Here is a 21486-nt window from a genome sequence, read left to right on the forward strand (position 1 = left end):
AACGAAAGTTGACGCTCGTCACCATCGCTGCGAGTGATACTTGGGGGCGTGGAACTGCGTCAACTCGAGTACTTCGTCGCGGTGGCCGAGGAGCAGAACTTCACCCGCGCCGCCGCCCGCCTGCACGTCGTCCAGTCCGCCGTCTCGGCAGCCGTTAAGACGCTCGAACGCGAACTGGGCGCACCGTTGCTGGACCGCAACTCCAGACGCGTACTCCTGACCGACGCCGGCGTCGCGCTGCTACCCCGCGCCCGCATCGCCCTCGACGCGGCCCGCGACGCCCGCGACGCGGTCGCCGAGGTGCACGGCGGCCTTCGGGGCACCCTGCGCATCGGCACGATGACCTCGATCAGGCTCCTGCACCTGCCGGCCCTGCTCGGCGAGTTCCACCGCCGGCACCCCGGGGTGCTGCTGCACACCAGCGTCGCGCCGTCCGGCTCCCAGGGGCTCATCGACGCGCTCACCGAGCGCCGACTCGACCTCGCGTTCGTCTCGCTGCCCGGCACGCCACCGGCGGAGATCCACCTCACCGAGCTGGCCCGGTCGGTGATCGACCTCGTCGTGCCGGACGGTCACCCGCTCGCCGCGAACGGGGCGGTGTCGCTGCGCGACCTCGCCGGTCTCGACTTCATCGACTCCCCGATCGGCTACGGCAACCGTGCCGTCACCGACCGGGCGTTCGCCACCGCCGGCCTGTCCCGGCGCGTCACCATCGAGATCCCCGACATCGCCACCGGCGCCGACCACGTCCGGCACGGTCTCGGTATCGCCCTGCTGCCCCGCTTCGTCGTCGCCGACGCTCCCGGAGTCCGCACCCTGACCGTCACCGACGCCGACCTGGACTGGACCGCGTCGCTGGCCACGCCCGTGGATCGCCCGGTCGGCGCCGCCGCCCGCGCCCTCATCGCCCTGACCGGCGAGTTCCTGCCCTGACTCGCGCCGCGGGGCAGGCGGGCCCCGCGGCGCGAATCAGAAGGGCCACCGCTCGGCGGAGCCGGCCTCGATCAGCGGGATCATCGCGAACGCCGCGTCGGACAGTCCGCCGAAGGTGTGTCGCCTGGTCGCCGTCGACGTGTGCCCGACCCGGTATCCGGCCAGGTTCCAGGTGTACACGGGCACCTCCGCCGGCACCGACGCGGCCACATCCGCCGACCCGTGCCAGTGCGCCTGCTCGTCGGTGAGGATGATCAGCCGGTCGTGTGCGCCGAAGTGCGCCCGGACCGCCTTCTCGGTGTCGGTTCCCCGGCCGATGAAGTAGCCGCCGTCCTTGAACCGCCGCACCGCCGCGAGGACCGACTCGCCCGCCACCGAGGGGAACACCCGGCTGTGATCGGAGAACGACACCACGGTGGCCGCCTGCGCGCGGGCGGCCAGCGCGAGGCCGAACACCGTGGCGGCGTCCCAGCAGCGCAGCGTGCCGTCCTTGCTGAAGGCACTCTGCATCGAGCCGGACGTGTCGATGAGGATCAGCGTCCGTCCGTCCAACGCGGAAACGTTCGCGAGGGCGTGCTGCAAGGCCTTCTCCAGCGGGTACGCCCAGCGCAGGTTCGGCGCCGCGTTGTACGCCGACAGGAAGCGCATCGGCAGTACCCGCGAAGTCGCCACCTGCGCCGGGTCGGAGAGCGTGACCGCCACCGTCTCCGCGACGGCGTCGCCGACCCCGGCCTGGTCGAAGTTGCGCAGGTTACGCAGCAGCGCCAGGTAGCCCATGGTCGGGATGACGGACTCCCACGCGGCCGCGTCCATCGCCCTCTGCCGCCAGCCGGCCAGGGCCTCCCACGTCATACCCGCCTCGTCCAGCACGGCCCGGTCAAAGACCTCCCCGCGCTGCTCGACCGGCATCGCCATGAGCGCGTCCCGCGCCCTCAGCATCCGCAGGGACTCCGGGACCGGGTTGTCCCGGTGGTGCCGCCGATCCAGCGCGTGCCGGAACAGGTCACCCTGTCGCTCGTCCCTCGCGGCGGGGTGGGTCAGGTCGATGACGTCACCGAAACGCACCTGACGGCCGACCGAGTCGTACTTGAGCAGGCTCCGCTCGGTGTAGAGCCGGACCGCCGCGTCCGCGATGCCCCGCTTCACCGGCTTGGGCAGTGCCCGGCCGTGACGAGCCAGCCAGTACGCGAGCGCCTCGCCCGGCTCGTCGGCACGCTGCAACGCCGCGTCGACGACCGCGCGCGAACCCGGTATGCCGGCCGCCACCTGGGCGCGGGCACCCTCAAGGGCCGCCACCACGGACGCCGAGCGCATCATCGCGCCGGTCCGGAGCCACGACACGAACCGGCCGAACCAGTCGGGGTCCGCGACGGCGACGGCGGCGACCAGGTCCCGGAAACGGGCGTCCCGATCGGTGGAGCCCTCGTAGAAGGTGGCCTCCCCAACCATGTTCGAGACACCGAGAAGGAACAGTTCGAGGCGCGGCTCACGGACGAAACCGGGCGCGCCCTCGGCGGTCACCGGCCGCTGCTTGCTCGTACGTGGCTTGAGGTTGAACTTGGCCATGACGTCCCCCATGTGGTCGCGCTTCCCGAGATCGAGGTCGGCGACGGAGGTCCTTCACCGGGGCCGGAACCCCTCCAGATGTAACCGTCGCCTGCGCACCGGGAAGTGCGGTCACGACCGTAGCGGCGGTGGCGCCGGGCGGGCAACGGAGTTTGTGATCACGTCACGAGCGCCCTGCGTACGCGCCGCACGCCCGAGATCAGAAGTGGACACGGCGTTAGCGGGCTCGAACCGCAGGCCCTTGCAGGGCCTTTACCAGAAGTAGCCGTATCCGTCGCACCGGGCGTACGGCGAGCGCACCTCCCGAGATCGAAGCGGCGACGGCGACCGGCCCTTGCGGGCCAAGGTGACCTCGGCCGCTGGTCGACGCCACCCGAAGTGGCGGTAGGATTTGAACCTACGTCTCCCCGATTGAAGCGGAAGTAGCCGTTGCCTGCGCACCGGGAGGTGCCCCACGACGGTAGGCCCGCATCGACATGCCGACAACCCCATTTCGCAGCCACGCCGGGGGACGCACGTGGCTACAGCATCGCCAGCGGAACGAGCTGCACGGTGTCGACGCCCTCGAGTTTCCTCAGCTCGGACACTCCCGGCCCCTTCTCGTCCAAGGGCATCTCGAACCGCCAGGACTCGTATCCCATCTGCGGATCGAGCCGCGTGGTCAGGTCGCCCTTGCCCTGGCAGCGCTCACGCAGACGCTCGTACGCGGCGGCCCGGTCCTCGAAGGCGACCGACCGCGCGGTCGGCAGCGCCCGTACCGCCTGCTCCACTGCGGTCCGCTGCCCGTCGGTCGCGGACGGCTTCAGCCGGACGACGATCCCGATCCGCGAGGGCAGGGGATCGACGTCCGCGACCTTGAGGACGACATCCGTGACACCCGCGACGCCGGCCATCACCAGCTCCACCGCCTCGGCGATCGGCGCGTCGGTGACCGTGGCGTGGAACAGTTCCGGCACGTACTCCGGCTTGATCTCCGCCAACAGGTCGGGACTGTCCTTCAGCGCCTCCTTCTCGCGCGCGTACGCCTGCTCGCGATTCTCGAACGTCACCTGTTCGACGCTGGGCATCGACCCGAGCCGACTCTCCACGGCCGTCTTCCGATCCGCCGTGATGTCGTGTTCCAGGAAGACGGTCAGGGCGACCTTCGTGAACTCCGCGGGCTTCGGGGGCTTCGAGGTGCAGGCGGACACGCCGAGCAGGAGGACCAGTGCCAGGGGTGGGGCGAGGCGACGCATGGGCGGAGATCGTAACGATCATTCGCGGGCGCCGCTGTCCGTTGTCGGCCGAAGCCCCTGCCGCACCGGTGCACGGCAGGGCAGGGTCGGGCGGAGTCCGAAGAGGCCGAAGAGCGCCGGGTCGACGAACGTCACGCACCGCCGGATCAGGCCGTCCGTCACGCTGAAGAGCTGGAGCGAGTGCGCGCGGACGCGACCGGTGGCCGGGTCGGGCGCGTAGGCCGCCAGGGCCGTGGAGCCGTTCGCCGCCACTGGCACGAGATGCCACCCCGCACCTCGCATACCGAAGACGCGCTCCAGGAAGCGCTGGTAGTGCGATCTGCCGGCCAGCCAGAGCGCCACCGGAGGCATTTCCAACACGACGTCGTCGGCGAGCAGGCGGGCCAGACCGGGCACATCAGCGGCCTCGAACGCCGCCAGATAACGCTCGACCACAGCACGTTCGTCGGGGTCGGCCGGCTCGCGTAACTCCTCCAACGTCGGACCGGCGGCCCGCAGCGTCGCCCGGGCCCGCTGCAGACCGCTGTTCACCGAAGCGACACTGCCGCCGAGGATCTGCGTCACCTCCACGGCCGACAGTTGCAGCACCTCCCGCAGCACCAGCACCGCACGCTGCCGGGCGGGCAGTAGTTGCAGCGCCGCGACCAGGGCGAGCCGCAGACCCGCCCGCTGTTCAACGGCGTCGGCGGGATCGCCGAGCCGCGCATCCGGAAACGGCTGCAACCAGGGGATGTCGAGGCGCGGGAGAAGCGGGGCTTCCGGGTCGCCGGCCGGGTCCAACCCGCTCGGCAGCGGCCGGCGCGCGCGTCCTGCCAGCGCCGTGAGGCAGGCGTTCGTCGCGATCCGGTGCAGCCAGGTACGCGGCGACGACAGCTGCGGGTCGTACCGGTCGGTCGCCTGCCAGGCGCGCAGCAGCGTCTCCTGCACCAGGTCCTCGGCCTCGTCGACCGAGCCGAGCATCCGGTAGCAGTGCGCCAGCAGGTCGGCGCGGTACGCCTCGTACCGTTCGTCCCGGTCCTGCGCCGCCGCCTCGACCACGCCGCAGAGCGTACGCCGCACCACCGTCGAGATTTCCCAGCCGAGACCGATGAGTTCGAGGCGCGGCGTCAGTAGGTGTGCGGTAGGAGCGGTCCGCGGTGGACCGCCACGGCGGGAGGAATCCGCATGGGCGACATCATCGTCATCCAGTTCGCCACGCTGGACGGCGTGGTATCAGACCCCGACGGTCGCTGGGGCACCGGCCACGGCGGGTGGGCGTTCCGGCACGGGCCAGGGCCGGTCAGCGGCGACAAGTTCCGCCTCGGCGCCCGGATGGAGCAGGGTGTCCAGCTCTACGGCCGGCGCACCTGGGAGCACTTCGCGCAACTGTGGCCGGAACGCGAGGGGAGCTTCGCGGCGCAGATGAACGCCGTACCAAAGCGGGTCGCCACCACCACCGGTATCGACGCGGCGGCCTGGTCGAACTCGGCGTCGATCGACGGCGACCCGGTGGCCTGGGCGGCGGACGAGCGGACGCGGCGCGACGTCGTGGTGATCGGCAGCCTGAGTCTGGTCCGGACGCTGGCGGCCGCGGACGTGGTGGACGAGTACCGACTGATCACGTTCCCAACGATCGCCGGGGCGGGCGAGCGACTGTTCGCGCCCGGGGCACGGGCCGACTTCCGCTTCAGCGTGGTGGAACCCGTCGAGGCGGGCGCGTTCACCGTGCTGCGCCGCGACCGCTGAGCACCGTTCCAGTGCCTCGGGGATGCCTGGCCGAACCCTGGATCAGGCGTCCCCGAGGTGCGTCGACAGCACCGCCACGGTCGAGACCGCCAGCTCACGATCGAACATCTCCTCGCGCGGCACGAAGACCATGGCCTGCCCCTCGCCGAGCACCACGTCCTCCTGCCGCGCGGTGGTGGCACCACGGAAGATGTGCACCGTCACGGTGTGCGGAAATCCGGCCTCGTACGGACGCGGACCGCTCCACAGCAGGTGTAGCTCGCCGGCTGTCAGGCCCGTCTCCTCCAGCAGCTCGCGGCGGGCCGCCTGCTCGGGCGACTCGCCGGGCTCAACGTGGCCGCCGGGAAGGCTCCACTGGTTCGGTGAGACGGGCGCGCGCTCGTCGCGGTGCTGCATGAGCACGGCCCCAGACGGATCGACGAGCAGCACGAGGGCGACGTCGTAGGTTCCCACCACGAGACCATCCCACCCTGCCCGGCTCCTGTCACGCCAGGTCGCGGTGCTGTTGAACGGTATGCCTCAGAGGTATCAATATGACTCTGAGAAATATCGCTCACCACCGCATCCGCCCCCATTGAGCATGGCCCCGAAGGTGGGAATCAGCCGTCCCACCGGTCGTCGAACGGCAGGGCGAGCCGTCGTACGTAGTCCTGTAGCTCGGCGGATGCGCCGTGCTCACGCAGTACGGGCGGCGCGGTCCGCAGCACCCACAACGACAGGGTGGCGCACCAGTCGGCCGAGTCGTGCCAGCTCTGCCAGGGGAGCATGTCGCCCGGCAGGTCGTGGTTCCAGTTCCCGACGGCGGCCACGAACCGCGTCGCCGCGGCCTGGTCACCCAGCAGGCTGGCCCAGGTGGTCAGCCACGGCGTGAGCCGTACGGAGATCTCGGCGAGGAATTCCAGCGCCTCGTGGGCGGGCACGGTGGCGTCGGGATCGACCAGGATGTGCCGCCACCACGCATCCAGGAACGCCTGCACGGCGTCCCGCTGCGCGTTGGGCCAATCCCACCAGCGGCTACGGATGAACAAATTCTTCAATCCGCCGATCAGCACCGTCTCGCCGCTCACCAGCCCCTGGGCCACCTGCGGCAGGATCCGGCGCAACAGCGGCCCCGGATAGGTCCAGTCAGCCAACCAGTAGGTGCGCCGGAGCAGGTCGTCGTCGAGGGGAACGTCGGGCGTCTTGAGCAGGGCCAACTCCTGCGCGCTGCCCCAGTGGCACTCGCAGTTGGACTCCAACGGGTGGGCGGTCATGCCGCGGAACGTGGCGGCCACACCTGCCAGTGTGGCTGCCAGCCTGTCGTGCACGTCGGTGAGATGAGGGGTCACGGGGGACGCCTTCGAGGACTCCGCGCGGTACGCCGCCGAAGAGAGTGACCCTAGACGAGGTGCTGGGCGGCCGTCAGGCCGGTGGTGTCGCCCGTTTCGGTGGGCTGCGGCGGCTGCGCGTCGTGTCCTCGGCGGCGAGCGCCGCGAGGACGAGCGTCATGAAGGCCAAGGGGACCTCCGGCGGCAGGTGGACCGCCACGGGGGACAGGGCGGCCAGGACGACGATGGCGATCAACCGGGGTGCGGTCACCCGGCCGAAGATCACGTATTCGAAGCCGACGCGGCCCAGCAGGAACAGAGCGGGACCGCCGATGATGCCGGCGATCCAGGGCGCTGGCGTGTGCGCGGCGGGACGGTCCATCGCCAGCGTGAAGCCGACCGCCGCGAGAAGGGTCCCGGCGACCATGGTCATGTGGGCGTACGCCGACCACTGACTGAGCCGGTGGGGGTCGCGGGCGGCGTTGATGGCCGGCCCGAGCTGGCTCCCCGCCTGGTAGATGTAGAGCCGCCACATGAGCGCGGCGCTGGTGAAGGCGAGGACGAGCGCCACGGTACGACGGGGCGTGAAACCGTACGAACTGGTGTCGGTGAAGGTCATGCCCATGGCCAGGACGACCTCGCCGAGCGCGATGATGAAGACCTGCCGGTAACGCTCGGCGATGTGGGTGGCGGCGATCTCCAGGGCCGCTCCCCGCTCGTGACCGAGCCGGCGCGGGGTGGGCCAGCGCAGTGCCGCCGCGACGTAGTCCACGGTCAGCGCTCCCAGCCACAGGAGCCCGCGGGCCCAACCGTCGACGAATGCTCCGGGGATCCACAGCAGCGTCGAGATCAGGGACCAGAACCGGGCCCGCAGCACGTGATTCAGCACGGGCGTCTTGCGGGCCGCCTGTACGACGAACAGGAAGCGCCCGAAATTGATCAGGGCGAAGGTGGCGGCGAAGAACGGGCCGTTGCCGTGGAATCCCTCGGGCACCTGGATGGCCATCAGGAACACGCCGAACATGACCAGCACGACGTACCACTGGACCGAGGCGTGCTGCGGATCGAACTGGTCGGTCATCCACGCCGTCAGGATCCAGACCCACCACAGCGCCAGCAGCAGCACGAGCGCCTCGAACCCACCCCTGAGGGTGAGGTCGTTGACCAGCAGGTGAGTGAGCTGGGTCAGGGCGAAGACGTACACCAGGTCGAAGAAGAGCTCGATGAACGCCGGCTGCTTCGGAGCCGTCCGGTCGCGCAGCAGTGGCCGCAGCGGTGCGTGGCGAGTCATCGCAGTCATCTCAGCACCCGCGCTGGTCTTCGTAACCTGGATCCGCCAGACTCCCCGGTATGCGTGATCGTTCTCGCCGGTGGGCGTGGGTCGGTGTGCTCCTTGTCGGGCTGATCCTCTACATCGCGGTGCTGCGGACCCTGGTCAGCACCCAGAATCCGAATTTCGTGCCGGCGCTGATCCTGCTCGGCGCGACCCTGGCGCCCCTGACGTTCCTGACGTTCGCCCAGGCCCGTACCGGGCGGTGGCAGGTGCCGGCGTCGGTGCTGGTGACGTCGGCGTTCTTCGGTGGGGTGATCGGCACGGTGGTGGCCGGCACCGTGGAGTACGACACCCTGCGCGGCCTCGGCACCCTGCCCATGCTGTTCGTGGCGTTGATCGAGGAGTCGGCCAAGCTGATCGTCCCCGTGGTGCTGTTGTTCACGGCCCTGGCCCAGCACCGCCGCCGGGTGCCGTCCGACGGCCTGGTCATCGGCGTGGCGGCCGGCATGGGCTTCGCCGCGCTGGAGACGATGGGGTACGCCTTCACCGCCCTGCTCAGCTCGAAGGGCAACATCGGCGCGGTGGAGCAGACCCTGTTCATCCGGGGGCTGACCGCGCCGGCCGGGCACACGGCCTGGACCGGGTTGACCGCCGGCGCGCTGTGGGCGCTGCTGGCCACCCCGAGCGTCCGCCGCCTGTTCGGCTTCCTGGGCACCTTCGTGGGCGTCGTCGTTCTGCACACGCTCTGGGACACCTTCACCGGTTCGTTCGTCTTCGTCGCCGTGGCGATCGTCAGCATCGGCTGGCTGCTCTGGGAGCTGCGCCGCTACCGGACCTTCGGCGACCATCTGGCCGTCGGGCATCCGTAGCCGACGCCCCCGTTCACCATGCCTCCCTCGGCCGCCGCGACCGGCCGGGGGAGGCATCGCTCTGCTGATCCCGCTGCGGCGGGCCCGTCCGCTCATCTACTGTCGGAGTATTCATATTTTGGGTCTTTGGTCGGGAAGGTGCAGCGATGGGGGTGCGCCGCTGGATTGAGAGCTGGCCGCTCTATCGCCAGCTCAGCGGCACCGACCCGCTCGGTCGCGGCGCCGCCGCGAAGTCGGCCCGATCCCTGTCGTTGACCGCCCGCACCGAGACCGCCGAGAGTGTGGCGCGGTCGGTGTGTCCGTACTGCGCGGTGGGGTGCGGTCAGCGGGTCTTCGTCGCCGACGGCCAGGTCACGCAGATCGAGGGTGACCCGGACAGTCCGATCTCGCGGGGCCGCCTGTGTCCCAAGGGCGCGGCGAGCAAGAGCCTGGTGACGAGTCCGCTGCGGCAGACGACGGTCCGCTACCGCCGGCCGTACGGCACCGAGTGGGAGGACCTGGACCTCGACACGGCGATGAACATGATCGCGGACCGGGTCCTGGCCGCCCGGGACGAGACCTGGGAGGACGTGGACGAGCAGGGTCGGCCGTTGCACCGGACGCTGGGGATTTCCAGTCTGGGTGGGGCGACGCTGGACAACGAGGAGAACTACCTCATCAAGAAGTTGTTCACCGCGCTGGGGGCGTTGCAAATCGAGAATCAGGCGCGTATTTGACACTCCGCCACCGTCCCCGGTCTGGGGACCAGCTTCGGTCGCGGCGGCGCCACCCAGTACCAGCAGGACCTGTCGAACTCCGACGTGATCGTCATCCAGGGTTCGAACATGGCCGAGGCGCATCCGGTCGGGTTCCAGTGGGTGATGGAGGCCAAGCGCCGGGGCGCGAAGGTGTTCCACGTCGACCCGCGGTTCACCCGGACCAGCGCGCTGGCGGACGCGTACCTGCCGATCCGGGCCGGGACCGACATCGCGCTGCTGGGTGGGGTGATCCGTTACATCCTCGACAACGAGCTGGACTTCCGTGAGTACGTCCTCGCCTACACCAACGCCGCCACGATCGTGACCGACGACTTCCAGGACACCGAGGATCTGCACGGGCTCTTCTCCGGCTTCGTGGAGGCCAACGCCAGCTACGACCAGAGCAGTTGGCAGTACGAGGGCGCCCCGGAGAACATCTCCACCCGGGACACCGAGACGCAGCGGGAGACGGCGGCGGGGCTGGAGCACGAGTCGCACGGAGCGCCGGTGGGTGGGCAGACCCAGCGGGACGAGACGTTGCAGCACCCGCGCTGCGTCTATCAGATCCTCAAGCGGCACTACGCCCGGTACACGCCCGAGATGGTCGAGCGGGTCTGCGGCATCCCGCAGGAGAAGTTCCTGGAGCTGGCGCGGACGTGGACGGAGAACTCGGGCCGGGAGCGTACCGGGATGCTTGTCTACTCGGTGGGGTGGACGCAGCACAGCGTGGGTGTGCAGTACATCCGCGCCGGGGCGATCATCCAGCTCCTGCTGGGCAACGTGGGCCGTCCGGGCGGCGGCGTCATGGCGTTGCGCGGCCACGCCAGCATCCAGGGCTCGACCGACATCCCGACCCTGTTCAACCTGCTGCCCGGCTACCTGCCCATGCCCCACCACGCCGACCACCCGACCCTCGACGAGTGGATCGGCAGCATCGCCCATCCCGAGCAGAAGGGCTTCTGGGGCAACGCGCGCGCCTACGGGGTGAACCTGCTCAAGGCGTACTGGGGTGACGCGGCCACCGCCGACAACGACTACTGCTACGGCCACCTGCCCCGGATGACCGGCGACCACGGCACGTACCAGCAGGTGTTGAACATGATCGACGAGAGGATCAAGGGGTACTTCCTGCTCGGCCAGAACCCGGCGATCGGGTCCGCGCACGGCCGAGCCCAACGTCTCGGCATGGCGAATTTGGACTGGCTGGTCGTGCGGGACCTGTTCATGATCGAGAGCGCGACCTTCTGGAAGAACGGTCCGGAGATCGAGACGGGCGAGATCGTGCCGCGGGAGTGCCGGACCGAGGTGTTCTTCCTGCCGGCCGCGTCGCATGTGGAGAAGGAGGGCACCTTCACGCAGACGCAGCGGCTGTTGCAGTGGCGGGAGAAGGCCGTCGAGCCGCCGGGCGACGCCCGCTCCGAGCTGTGGTTCTTCTACCACCTCGGTCGCATCGTCCGGGAACGCCTCGCGCGCTCGACCCGACCCCGCGACCGGGCGCTGCTCGACCTCACCTGGGACTACCCCACGCACGGTCCGCACGCGGAGCCCAGCGCCGAGTCGGTGCTGCGCGAGATCAACGGGTACGACGTGACGACCGGCCGACCGTTGGCGAGCTACACCGAGATGAAGGACGACGGCTCCACGGCGGGTGGCTGCTGGATCTACACCGGGGTGTACGCCGACGGCGTCAACCAGGCCGCCCGCCGCAAGCCCGGCGCGGAACAGTCCCTGGTGGCGCCCGAGTGGGGTTGGGCCTGGCCGTCCAACCGACGCATCCTCTACAACCGTGCCTCCGCCGACCCGGACGGCCGTCCGTGGAGCGAACGCAAGAAGTACGTCTGGTGGGACGCGGACAGATCCGAGTGGACCGGCTACGACGTGCCGGACTTCGAGAAGACCAAGGCGCCCTCGTACCGGCCCCCGCCGAACACCTCGGGCGTCGCGGGCATCGCGGGCGACGACCCGTTCATCCTCCAGGGCGACGGCAAGGGCTGGCTGTACGCGCCCAGCGGCGTCCTGGACGGTCCGCTGCCCACCCACTACGAGCCGGTCGAGTCGCCGGTGCGCAACCCGCTCTACCGCCAGCAGGCCAACCCGACCCGCAAGGTCTACATCCATCCGATCAACAACCTCAACCCGAGCCCACCGGAGCAGCACAGCGACGTCTTCCCGTACGTCTTCACGGTCAGCCGGCTCACCGAGCACCATACGGCCGGCGGCATGAGCCGGACCGTGCCGCACCTCGCCGAGTTGCAACCGGAGATGTTCGTCGAGGTGTCGCCCGAGTTGGCCGTGCACCGGGGACTGACCCACCTGGGTTGGGCGCACCTGGTCACCACCCGCGCGGCCATCGAGGCACGGGTCCTGGTGACCGACCGTGTGACACCCCTGCGGGTGGACGGTCGGATCCTGCACCAGGTGTGGCTGCCGTACCACTTCGGGTTCGAGGGTCTGGTGACCGGCGACTCGGCCAACGACCTGTTCGGCATCACCCTCGACCCCAACGTCCTCATCCAGGAGAGCAAGGTCGGCACCTGCGACGTACGGCCCGGCCGGCGACCGAGAGGGCAGGACCTGCTGGATCTCGTCCTGGACTATCGGCGACGGTCGGGCAACCTGAGCCACCGCTATCCGCCGCTGGTCACGACGGACGTCGCCGACAGCAGCAGCGACCAGGAGGACTGAGCGATGCCGCATGCCAACGCCCTGTACGGACCGCTCGATCCGGCGCCGGACGCGGGTTATGTGGACGCGCCGCAGCGGATGGGGTTCTTCACCGATACGAGTGTGTGTATCGGGTGTAAGGCGTGTGAGGTGGCGTGCAAGGAGTGGAACGACGTTCCGGGAAGTGGTCTGGATCTGTTGGGGATGTCGTACGACAACACGGGTGCGTTGACGGCGAACTCGTGGCGGCATGTGGCGTTCGTGGAGCAGCCGCGCCCGCTCGGCGGGGCCACGGCGGCGTTCGCCGGATACCCGGACGGGCCGGCGGTCAGCCCGGCGACGGCGGCCGTCGGGGCGCGGACCGTCGCCGACACCGGCACGGACCCGGGTCTGCCGCCTGGCGAGCCCGGCGCGGCGACCGGCATGTCGGGTGGCCCGGAGTTCCTGGGTATGCCGGGTGCGCGGCCGCCGGGGCGGGACAGCGGTGTGGAGGGTCGGAGTGATTTTCGGTGGTTGATGATGTCGGATGTGTGTAAGCACTGCACGCATGCGGCTTGTTTGGACGTCTGTCCGACGGGGTCGTTGTTTCGGACGGAGTTCGGGTCGGTGGTGGTGCAGGAGGACATCTGTAATGGGTGTGGGTACTGCATTTCGGCGTGTCCGTATGGGGTGATCGATCAGCGTCGGGGTGATGGTCGGGCGTGGAAGTGCACGTTGTGTTATGACCGGTTGGGTGTGGGGATGACGCCGGCGTGTGCGCAGGCGTGTCCGACGGAGTCGATTCAGTACGGGCCGCTTGAGGAGTTGCGGGAGCGGGCGGCGGCGCGGGTGGCGACGTTGCACGGTCGGGGTGTGCCGGAGGCCCGTTTGTACGGGCATGATCCGGGCGATGGTGTGGGTGGTGACGGGGCGTTCTTCCTGCTGCTCGACGAGCCGGAGGTGTACGGGTTGCCGCCGGACCCGGTGGTGACCACCCGGGACCTACCGGCCATGTGGAAACACGCCGGCATCGCCGCCCTGACGATGGCCGCCGTCACGGTGGGCGCGTTCCTCGGCAGGCGGCCATGACCCGCGAGCAGCTGACCGTGCCACCGGCCGACTTCAGCTCCTACTACGGCCGGCCGATCCTCAAGGCGCCGGTGTGGAAGCGCGACATCGCCGGATACCTGTTCACCGGTGGTCTCGCCGCCGGCGGCGCCCTGATCGGCGCGGGCGCCCAACTGACCGGCCGTCCCGAGCTGCGCCAGGTGGGCCGCTGGACGGCCTTCGGTGGCATCCTCGCCAGCGCGTACCTGCTGGTGCACGACCTCGGTCGGCCCGACCGGTTCCACCACATGCTGAGGGTCGCCAAACCGACCTCGCCCATGTCGATGGGCACCTGGATCCTCACCGCGTTCGGCCCGGCCGCCGGGGTGGCCGCGGTCGCCGAACTCGCGCCACGGCTGCCGCGGCACGGTGTGCTGGGCCTCGCCCGTCGGCTGGCGCCCGGCGTCGGTGACATCGCCGGTCTCGCCGCGGCGGCCACCGCGCCGGCGCTGGCCACGTACACCGGGGTCCTGCTCGCCGACACCGCCGTACCGGCCTGGCACGACGCGTACCCCGATCTGCCGTTCGTCTTCGGCGGCAGCGCGCTCGTCGCGGCCGCCGGGGTCGGCCTCATCGTGGCGCCCCCCGCCCAGACCGCCCCGCTGCGACGGCTCGCCGTCGCCGGCGCGGCCCTCAAGCTGGTCGGCGGTCACCGGATGGAGCGGCTGCCGGTCACGGGCGAGCCATACCGCAGCGGTCACAGTGGCGGCCTGGTCCGGGCGGGCAACGCGTTGATCAGCGTCGGCGCGGTCGCCGCGCTGCTCTCGCGACGTAGCCGGCTCCTGTCGGTGCTCTCCGGCGCGGCCCTGGTGGCCTCGTCGGTGGCCACCCGGTTCGGGATCTTCGAGGCCGGCTCGGTGTCCGCGCGCGATCCGAGGTACACGGTCGTACCCCAGCGGAACCGCCTCGCCGACGGCGGCCCGGCGCCGGCCGACGCTGACCGCCCCGCGCGGTGAGCGCCGGCCGCTCCGGCCGCCTCAGCCCGTGAACAGCTTCGCGGCCGTGCTGACGGTCTCGACGATGCCGTAGCCGAGCAGCACCGCGACGAGCAGCCACGACAGCCAGAGCCGCCCGGTCTGATCGCCGACGTGTTCGGGCACCGGTGGTCTGCTCTGTGGGCCGAGGGCGACCGGCTCGGTGACGCTGGCCCGGGCCACGGGCGAGGCCGACCCCCGGTCCGGCTCGTGGAACCGGTCGGGGACGGCACGGACCAGCAGGTTCGCGACGAAGCCGATGGCGAGCACGCCGACCATGGTGAACAGCGCGGGCCGGTACGCCGAAGCGGTGAGCGTCCCCGGCTTGCCCTGGGTGTCGAGGATCCGGTTGACGATCAGCGGGCCGGCGATGCCCGCCGCCGACCAGGCGGTCAGCAACCGCCCGTGGATGGCGCCGACCTGGAAGGTGCCGAACAGATCCCGCAGGTACGCGGGCATGGTGGCGAAGCCGCCGCCGTAGAAGGAGATGATCAGAGCGGCGATCAGCACGAAGAGCGCCGTCGCCGCGTGCCCGGCCACCGCGAGCAGCGCGTAGAGCACCATGCCGACACCGAGGTAGACCAGGTAGATCGGCTTGCGGCCGATCAGGTCGGACGTCGTCGACCAGACGAACCGGCCGGCCATGTTGAACAGCGACAGCACACCCACGAAGCCGGCCGCCGCCGACACCGACACGGCGGTGGACCCGTTGTCCCGGAAGAAGTCCTGGATCATGGGGCTGGCCTGCTCCAGGATGCCGATGCCCGCCGTGACGTTGCAGAACAGCACGATCCACAGCAGCCAGAACGAGCGGGTGCGTACGGCGTTGGACGCGGAGACGCTCGCCCTCGTCACCAACGGCCGGGCCGCGACCCGATCGGGGTCGAACCCGGCGGGCCGCCAGTCGGGTGGCGGCACCCGCACGTTGAACGGACCGAACATCATGATCACGAAGTAGCCGATGCCGAACGTGACGAACAGTCCCACGAGGGCGGAGCCGGACGCCACCGCCGCCGGGTTGGCCGGGTTGTAGTCGGCGTCGTAGAGCGACAGCAGTTGGCGCGCGAGCGGACCGGCGACCAGAGCGCCACCGCCAAACCCCATGATCGCCAGGCCGGTGGCGAGTCCCGGCCGGTCCGGGAACCACTTGATCAGCGTGGAGACGGGCGAGATGTAGCCGATGCCCAGTCCGATCCCGCCGATGACGCCGTAGCCGAGGTAGAGCAGCCAGAGTTGCTGGGTCGCGATCCCGAGCGCCCCGACCAGGAAGCCGGTGGCCCAGAAGCAGGCGGAGACGAACATCGCCCGACGCGGGCCGTTGCGCTCCACCCACCGGCCGCCCACCGCCGCCGACGATCCCAGCATGACGATGGCGATGCTGAAGATCGCCCCGATCGCTGTCTGGCTCGCGTCGAAGTGCGCGATGAGTGAGTTCTTGTAGACGCTCGTCGCGTAGACCTGACCGATGCACACGTGCACGGCCAGCGCCGCGGTCGGGATGAGCCAGCGGCTGTATCCCGGGGGAGCGACGGTGTGCCGCGGATCGAATACCGACAGCATGGGCTCTCACCTCCTGCGGCTGAGCGGGCAGGCGGCGGGCGCGTCCGGCGTTCGCCGTTGATCGGCTGTAGTTCACGTTACGTGCCCGTACGTCGCTCTTCCCGGATACGGGAAAACGCGCTGACCCGGGCCGTGGCGGTCGGCCCGTGCTGAGGAACTGCCTGAATCAGGCAGCAGTCAGGCACGCCCGATCCGCGGGTCCTGCCGGTCCGTGAGCCGTAGCCCGACGCCACGGACCACTTCGATCGTGGCGCCGGTGCCGAGGACCACCAGCTTGCGCCGCAGCCGCTTCACCAGGGACTGGACGTCCGCCCGGTGCGCGCGCGCCTCGTCGTGCCACACCGAGCGGTGCAGCTCGGCGTAGCTCCACACCCGGACCGGCTCGGTGGTGAGGCAGATCAGCAGGTCGTGTTCCAACCGGGTCAGGCCGACCTCGCGCGCTCCGTACCGGGCGGTGGAGCGGGCCGAGTCGACGACCAGGGCGGGGTGAGGCTCGGCTACGGGCGTACGACCCGGCGACGGCTCGCCCGGCGGCCCGGGCCGCTGCTGCGGCGCTCCGATCAGCCGGCGCAGCTCGTCGAGGTCGGCCACCAGCAGCAGCGGCGCGACGCCGTCGAGCCGCTCCGCGAGTCGGATGCGCTCGCGCGGTGACGGCGTCACCGCGATCAGCAGCGGAAACTCCTCGTCGGCCGGGTCGCCCCCGTCCAACGCCGCGTCGTCGGTCTCCGCCACCGCACCGCCTGGAATCGATGGGCATCCCTGCCCACCCATCGTCATGGTCCTGACAATGTTTGGCAAGCGCGTCACCAGCAGGGCAACCGGTAGCGACAAGATGCTCACAGCAAGTTCTTGATCGTCCTTTCCTCTCGATCATAGTGTCCACTCGGGCAACCGGCGTGACCCGCGCGGTGCATGGGGGAGGCATGAAGGGGTCCGTTCGCTCGGTTCCGTCGAGTGGATCTCGTGCACTTCCCACCATGGCCCACGTACACCCCTGGGTCGTTCTGAGGAAGGCGGCACCGATGTTCAGACGTCCACAATGGAGACGAACGGCCAGATCGGCGGTGAGCGCCGGCGCAGCGCTGGTCCTCGCCGCCACCTGCCTGGCCAGCTTCAGCTCCGGGGCGCAGGCCGCGCCCGGCTCGACGGGTACCGCCGTCGGGGACAAGATCCGGCCGGAACTCGCCAAGCAGTTCGAGGCCAAGAGCGCAGGGGACTTCTGGATTCGGTTCAAGGACCGCGCGGACCTGAGCAAGGCCAGCGCCATCAAGGACTGGACCAAGCGGGGCGCGGCCGTGGCGCAGGCGCTGCGGGACAGCGCCGCCGGGAGCCAGAGCAAGGTCCGCGCCGAACTCGACAGCTCGGGTACGAAGTACCAGAGCTTCTGGGCCACCAACGCCATCAAGGTGAACAGCGGCTCCCTGGCGATGGCCCAGCAGTTCGCCGCCCACAGTGAGGTCGAGGGCCTCTACGCCCCGGTCGCCTACGAGCTGCCGAAACTGACCAAGGGCACCGACGAGAAGACCGTCAACGCGGTCGAGTGGGGCGTCGCCAACATCAACGCCGACGACGTCTGGTCCCAGTACGGCATCACCGGCGAGGGCGTCACCATCGCGAGCATCGACAGCGGTGTGCAGTACGACCACCCGGCCCTGGTTAACTCCTACCGTGGCAACAACGGCGACGGCACGTTCGACCACGACTACAACTGGTTCGACGCCGCCGGGACGTGCGACGGCGCGCCCTGCGACGACGACGGCCACGGTACGCACACCATGGGCACCATGGCCGGCTCCGCCGGCGCGAACCAGATCGGTGTCGCGCCCGGCGTCAAGTGGATCGCGGCGAACGGCTGCTGCCCCACCGACGAGGCGCTGATCGAATCCGGTCAGTGGATGCTCGAGCCGACCGACTCGAACGGCCAGAACCCGGACGCCAGCAAGCGCCCGAACATCATCAACAACTCGTGGGGCACCCGACTGCCGTCCAACGAGCCGTTCATGGAGGACGTGACCCTGGCCTGGGCCGCCTCGGGCATCTTCGGGGTGTTCTCCAACGGCAACAGCGGACCGGCGTGCCAGACCAGCGGTTCGCCGGGAAGCCTGGCCAGCAACTACTCGGCCGGCGCGTACGACGTCAACAACAACATCGCCAGCTTCTCGGCGCGCGGCGTCGGGCAGAACGGCGAGATCAAGCCCAACATCTCCGCGCCCGGCGTGAACGTCCGGTCGAGCGTTCCCGGCAACGGGTACGGCACCGCCAGCGGCACGTCGATGGCCGCACCGCACCTGGTGGGCGCGATCGCCCTGCTGTACTCGGCGGCACCCACGCTGGTCGGTGACGTCGACGCGACGCGCGCGCTGCTCAACGGCACCGCGATCGACAAGGCCGACGACCAGTGCGGTGGCACCGCCGCGGACAACAACGTCTGGGGCGAGGGCCGGCTGGACGCCCTCGCGCTGCTCAACGCCGCCCCCACCGGCGACGTCGGCACCCTGGCCGGCAAGGTCACCGACGCGGCCACCGGCGCCCCGATCGCCGGCGCGACCCTGACGCTCACCGGCCCGACCGCTCGCGAGATCACCACGGGCGCCGACGGCACGTACTCGACGCTCGTCCCGACCGGTGACTACCAGGTCGTCGTGTCGGCGTTCGGGTACGGCAGCGCCACGAAGACGGCGACGGTCACCAACCGCACGACCACGACGCTCGACGTCGCCCTGACGGCGGTGCCGCGCGTCAACGTCACCGGCTCGGTCACCGACGGCTCCGGCCACGGCTGGCCGCTGTACGCCAAGGTGACCGTGAGCGGCCCGGCGGGCGTGTACGACTACACGACCCCGTCGAACGGCCGCTACAGCATCACGTTGCCGGCCGGGCAGACGTACACCCTGACGTACGAGGTGCAGTACCCGGGCTACCAGAAGGTCACCAAGGAGGTCGTGGTCGGCACCCGCAACGTGACGGCCAACGTCGCGGTGCCGGTGGACACCACCAAGTGCACGACGGCCCCCGGCTACGAGTTCGGCTCCGACGGCGAGTACGAGACCTTCGACGCGACGACCACCCCGGCCGGTTGGACGGTGGTGGACAACGTCGGTGGCGGCCAGGTGTGGAAGTTCACCGACGACGGTGGCCGGGGCAACCTGACCGGTGGCACCGGCAACTTCGCGATGATCGACAGTGACGACTACGGCGCGGGCAAGACCCAGGACAGCTCCCTGGTCAGCCCGGTCGTCGACCTGACCGCCGTCAGCGCCCCGGTCATCCGGTTCAACCAGGACTTCAACCAGCTCAACGACGACACCGCCGATGTCGACCTGAGCATCGACGGGGGAGCCACCTGGACGAACGTCCTGCGGCAGGAGACCGACGTCCGGGGACCGAAGCTCACCGAGGTCCCGATCCCGCAGGCGGCCGGCAAGTCGCAGGTCCAGGTACGGTTCCACTACTACGACGCCAAGTACGACTGGTGGTGGGAGGTCGACAACGTCCTGATCGGCAGCCAGGTCACCTGCGTGCCGGTCGACGGCGGCCTGGTCGTGGGCAACGTCCGCGACAAGAACGACGACAGCTATCTCAACGGCGCCACCGTCACCAGCAACGACCGACCCGCCGAGAAGGCGGTGACCGTGGCGACCCCGGACGACCCGGGGCTGCCGGACGGCTTCTACTGGATCTACTCGACGCTCACCGGTACCCACAAGTTCACCGCGACGGCCGGCAGCTACGTCAGCCAGACCAAGCAGGTCGACGTCGAGCCGGACTGGGCGACGACCGCGAACTTCGTCCTCGCGGCCGGCCGCCTGTCGGTGGCGCCCGCCGCGCTGAGCGCGACGCTCCAGATGCCCAGCGGCAAGGCGAGCAGGACGTTCACCGTGACCAACACCGGCGGCGCCCCCGTCGAGGTCGCCTTCGGTGAGCGGGACGACGGCTTCGAGTTGCTGCGGGCCGACGGCTCGCGGGTGACCCGGCAGCAGGCGCTCGGCGCGGCCGGCGCGGCCGAGCAACGGCTGACGGTCCCGACGTCGGTCGCGGCCAGGTCGTCCGGCAAGGCGGCGACGGCGACGCCCGCGGCGGCCGGTCCGCAGGCCGCGCCGTGGACCGACATCGCCGACTACCCGGGCAACATCATGGACAACCGGGTGGTCACCCTGGACGGCAAGGTGTACTCGATCGGTGGTGGTGACGGAACCGCCTCCACCGCGAAGACCTACGCCTACGACCCGGTCGCGCAGGCCTGGACGGCTGCCGCCGACCTTCCCGGCGCTCGCAACGCGCTTACCGTCGGCGTGGTCGGCGGGAAGATCATCGCAACGGGCGGTTGGGGCGACTCCGGTCCGGACGCCGCCACCTGGTCGTACGACCCGGCGGCAAACACCTGGACCGAGCTGGCCGACAACCCCGCGCCACGGGCCGCGGCCGGGCAGGCGGTCGTCGACGGCAAGCTCTACGCGGTGGGCGGCTGCACGACCGCGGCCTGTGTGCCGATGTCGAACACCGTGGTCCGCTACGCCCCCGCTACCGACACCTGGGAGACGGTGGCCAACTACCCGAAGTCGGTGGCCTTCGCCTCCTGCGGCGGGATCGACGGCGTCCTCTACTGCACCGGTGGCAACGACGGCACCGCGGCGCAGAAGGCCAGCTACGCCTACGACCCGGGCGCCGACACCTGGACCGCGATCGCGGACGCGCCGACCGACAACTGGGCCAGCTCATACGCGGTGGCCAGCGGCAAGCTGCTGGTCGTGGGCGGTTCGCAGGGCGGCGCCATCACCAACGCCGGTTTCGCCTTCGACCCGGCCACCAGCTCGTGGTCTAACCTGCCGAACGCCAACACCGCCCGGTACCGGGGTGGCGCGGCGTGTGGCTTCTACAAGATCGGTGGCTCGTCCGGCAGCTTCAACGCGGCACCGGACAGCGAGGCGCTGCCGGGCTTCGAGGGGTGCGCCGAGGCGGCGGCCGACGTCAGCTGGATGACGATCGACAAGACCACGGCCACCCTCGCGCCGGGGGAGAAGGTCACGGTCACCGTCGGGTTGACCGCGAACGTGGACCAGCCGGGCACCTACTCGGCCGCGGTCACGATCCGGGAGAACACGCCGTACTCGGTGCCGCCGGTGGCGGTGACCATGATCGTGACGCCCCCGAAGACCTGGGGCAAGCTGATGGGTACGGTGACCGGGACGAGCTGCGCGGGCGCGACCGCGCCGATCGCCGGTGCGGTGGTGCAGGTCGACTCGTGGGCGATGTCGTTCACCTTCGCGACCGACGCCGCCGGTAACTACGCCTACTGGATGGACCGCCGGAACAACCCGCTCACGTTGATCGTCGCCAAGGACGGCTGGAAGCCCCAGACCCGTCAGACGAAGATCAACACCACCACTCCCACGGTGGAGAACTTCGGGTTGGCGCCGATCCGGTGCTGACACCGGAGCGCTGAAGCAGTGATCCGGCCCGCCTGGTCCTCGACCAGGCGGGGCGGCCGGGTTGTGTTTGTAACTGCGTGTTGAGTTTTTGGAAAAGATTTTTGTGGTGGTTTTTGTTTTGGGGGGCA

General features: G+C 70.2%; 15 protein-coding genes. 7 read left to right on the forward strand and 8 right to left on the reverse strand.

What is annotated here, in order from left to right:
• Nucleotides 1-48: 48 nt before the first annotated feature.
• Complete coding sequence (locus ACIA3K_RS27150) at nucleotides 49-933, forward strand: LysR family transcriptional regulator (RefSeq protein ID WP_396804487.1); 885 nt, start codon at nucleotides 49-51, stop codon at nucleotides 931-933.
• Between the two features lie 36 nt (nucleotides 934-969).
• Here ACIA3K_RS27150 and ACIA3K_RS27155 read toward each other — a convergent pair whose 3' ends face one another.
• The 3 genes from ACIA3K_RS27155 to ACIA3K_RS27165 form a co-directional block, all read right to left on the reverse strand.
• The gene (locus ACIA3K_RS27155; protein ID WP_396804488.1) at nucleotides 970-2499 is read right to left on the reverse strand and encodes a TROVE domain-containing protein; all 1530 of its coding nucleotides are present in this window, start codon (nucleotides 2497-2499) and stop codon (nucleotides 970-972) included.
• Nucleotides 2500-3020: 521 nt separating this feature from the next.
• On the reverse strand, nucleotides 3021-3734 hold the full coding sequence (locus tag ACIA3K_RS27160; RefSeq protein ID WP_396804489.1) for a permease-like cell division protein FtsX: 714 nt from the start codon (nucleotides 3732-3734) through the stop codon (nucleotides 3021-3023).
• Nucleotides 3735-3752: 18 nt separating this feature from the next.
• Complete coding sequence (locus tag ACIA3K_RS27165) at nucleotides 3753-4772, reverse strand: RNA polymerase subunit sigma-70 (RefSeq protein ID WP_396804490.1); 1020 nt, start codon at nucleotides 4770-4772, stop codon at nucleotides 3753-3755.
• A 126-nt stretch (nucleotides 4773-4898) separates the two neighbouring features.
• Between ACIA3K_RS27165 and ACIA3K_RS27170 the strand changes: the two genes are divergently transcribed.
• Entirely contained in the window at nucleotides 4899-5459 is a 561-nt protein-coding gene (locus tag ACIA3K_RS27170) for a dihydrofolate reductase family protein (protein WP_396804491.1), read from the forward strand.
• Between the two features lie 42 nt (nucleotides 5460-5501).
• Here the strand turns inward: ACIA3K_RS27170 and ACIA3K_RS27175 are convergent, their stop codons facing one another.
• The 3 genes from ACIA3K_RS27175 to ACIA3K_RS27185 form a co-directional block, all read right to left on the reverse strand.
• Complete coding sequence (locus tag ACIA3K_RS27175; RefSeq protein WP_396804492.1) at nucleotides 5502-5912, reverse strand: NUDIX hydrolase; 411 nt, start codon at nucleotides 5910-5912, stop codon at nucleotides 5502-5504.
• Between the two features lie 146 nt (nucleotides 5913-6058).
• Entirely contained in the window at nucleotides 6059-6733 is a 675-nt protein-coding gene (locus ACIA3K_RS27180) for a hypothetical protein (RefSeq protein WP_396804493.1), read from the reverse strand.
• Nucleotides 6734-6860: 127 nt separating this feature from the next.
• Nucleotides 6861-8057, reverse strand: coding sequence for a low temperature requirement protein A (locus ACIA3K_RS27185; protein WP_396804494.1), 1197 nt, complete (start codon nucleotides 8055-8057; stop codon nucleotides 6861-6863).
• A 59-nt stretch (nucleotides 8058-8116) separates the two neighbouring features.
• Here ACIA3K_RS27185 and ACIA3K_RS27190 point away from each other — a divergent pair, with 59 nt between their 5' ends.
• From ACIA3K_RS27190 to nrfD, 4 genes are all read left to right on the forward strand, one after another.
• A complete protein-coding gene (locus ACIA3K_RS27190; protein ID WP_396804495.1) occupies nucleotides 8117-8908 on the forward strand; it encodes a PrsW family intramembrane metalloprotease in 792 nt (263 codons plus the stop codon).
• A gap of 146 nt (nucleotides 8909-9054) precedes the next feature.
• Complete coding sequence (gene fdh, locus ACIA3K_RS27195; protein WP_396804496.1) at nucleotides 9055-12330, forward strand: formate dehydrogenase; 3276 nt, start codon at nucleotides 9055-9057, stop codon at nucleotides 12328-12330.
• A gap of 3 nt (nucleotides 12331-12333) precedes the next feature.
• Nucleotides 12334-13377: a 4Fe-4S dicluster domain-containing protein gene (locus ACIA3K_RS27200; protein WP_396804497.1), complete on the forward strand. Its 1044-nt coding sequence runs from the start codon at nucleotides 12334-12336 to the stop codon at nucleotides 13375-13377.
• Nucleotides 13374-14351 carry an NrfD/PsrC family molybdoenzyme membrane anchor subunit gene (nrfD, locus tag ACIA3K_RS27205; protein WP_396804498.1) on the forward strand — a complete coding sequence of 326 codons (978 nt, stop codon included), beginning with the start codon at nucleotides 13374-13376 and terminating at the stop codon, nucleotides 14349-14351. Before ACIA3K_RS27200 ends, nrfD begins: the two co-directional genes overlap by 4 nt.
• Before the next feature lie 21 nt (nucleotides 14352-14372).
• Here the strand turns inward: nrfD and ACIA3K_RS27210 are convergent, their stop codons facing one another.
• Both ACIA3K_RS27210 and ACIA3K_RS27215 read right to left on the reverse strand, forming a co-directional pair.
• Nucleotides 14373-15929 (reverse strand): OFA family MFS transporter, encoded by a 1557-nt coding sequence (locus ACIA3K_RS27210; protein WP_396804499.1) that lies wholly within the window; start codon nucleotides 15927-15929, stop codon nucleotides 14373-14375.
• Between the two features lie 177 nt (nucleotides 15930-16106).
• A complete protein-coding gene (locus tag ACIA3K_RS27215) occupies nucleotides 16107-16661 on the reverse strand; it encodes a winged helix-turn-helix domain-containing protein (protein ID WP_396804500.1) in 555 nt (184 codons plus the stop codon).
• Nucleotides 16662-16993: 332 nt separating this feature from the next.
• On the opposite strand from ACIA3K_RS27215, the gene ACIA3K_RS27220 reads away from it, so the two are divergent.
• On the forward strand, nucleotides 16994-21358 hold the full coding sequence (locus ACIA3K_RS27220) for a S8 family serine peptidase (protein ID WP_396804501.1): 4365 nt from the start codon (nucleotides 16994-16996) through the stop codon (nucleotides 21356-21358).
• Nucleotides 21359-21486: the final 128 nt, after the last annotated feature.

Source organism: Micromonospora sp. NPDC051543 (assembly GCF_044454415.1).
Lineage (GTDB): Bacteria > Actinomycetota > Actinomycetes > Mycobacteriales > Micromonosporaceae > Micromonospora.

What these genes read in the sequence shown, in the direction of transcription:
- ACIA3K_RS27155 (WP_396804488.1), bottom strand. Translation starts at nt 2,499, where the DNA reads ATGGCCAAGTTCAACCTCAAGCCACGTACGAGCAAGCAGCGGCCGGTG.
- ACIA3K_RS27160 (WP_396804489.1), bottom strand. Translation starts at nt 3,734, where the DNA reads ATGCGTCGCCTCGCCCCACCCCTGGCACTGGTCCTCCTGCTCGGCGTG.
- ACIA3K_RS27170 (WP_396804491.1), top strand. Translation starts at nt 4,899, where the DNA reads ATGGGCGACATCATCGTCATCCAGTTCGCCACGCTGGACGGCGTGGTA.
- ACIA3K_RS27185 (WP_396804494.1), bottom strand. Translation starts at nt 8,057, where the DNA reads ATGACTCGCCACGCACCGCTGCGGCCACTGCTGCGCGACCGGACGGCT.
- ACIA3K_RS27190 (WP_396804495.1), top strand. Translation starts at nt 8,117, where the DNA reads ATGCGTGATCGTTCTCGCCGGTGGGCGTGGGTCGGTGTGCTCCTTGTC.
- ACIA3K_RS27200 (WP_396804497.1), top strand. Translation starts at nt 12,334, where the DNA reads ATGCCGCATGCCAACGCCCTGTACGGACCGCTCGATCCGGCGCCGGAC.
- nrfD (WP_396804498.1), top strand. Translation starts at nt 13,374, where the DNA reads ATGACCCGCGAGCAGCTGACCGTGCCACCGGCCGACTTCAGCTCCTAC.
- ACIA3K_RS27210 (WP_396804499.1), bottom strand. Translation starts at nt 15,929, where the DNA reads ATGCTGTCGGTATTCGATCCGCGGCACACCGTCGCTCCCCCGGGATAC.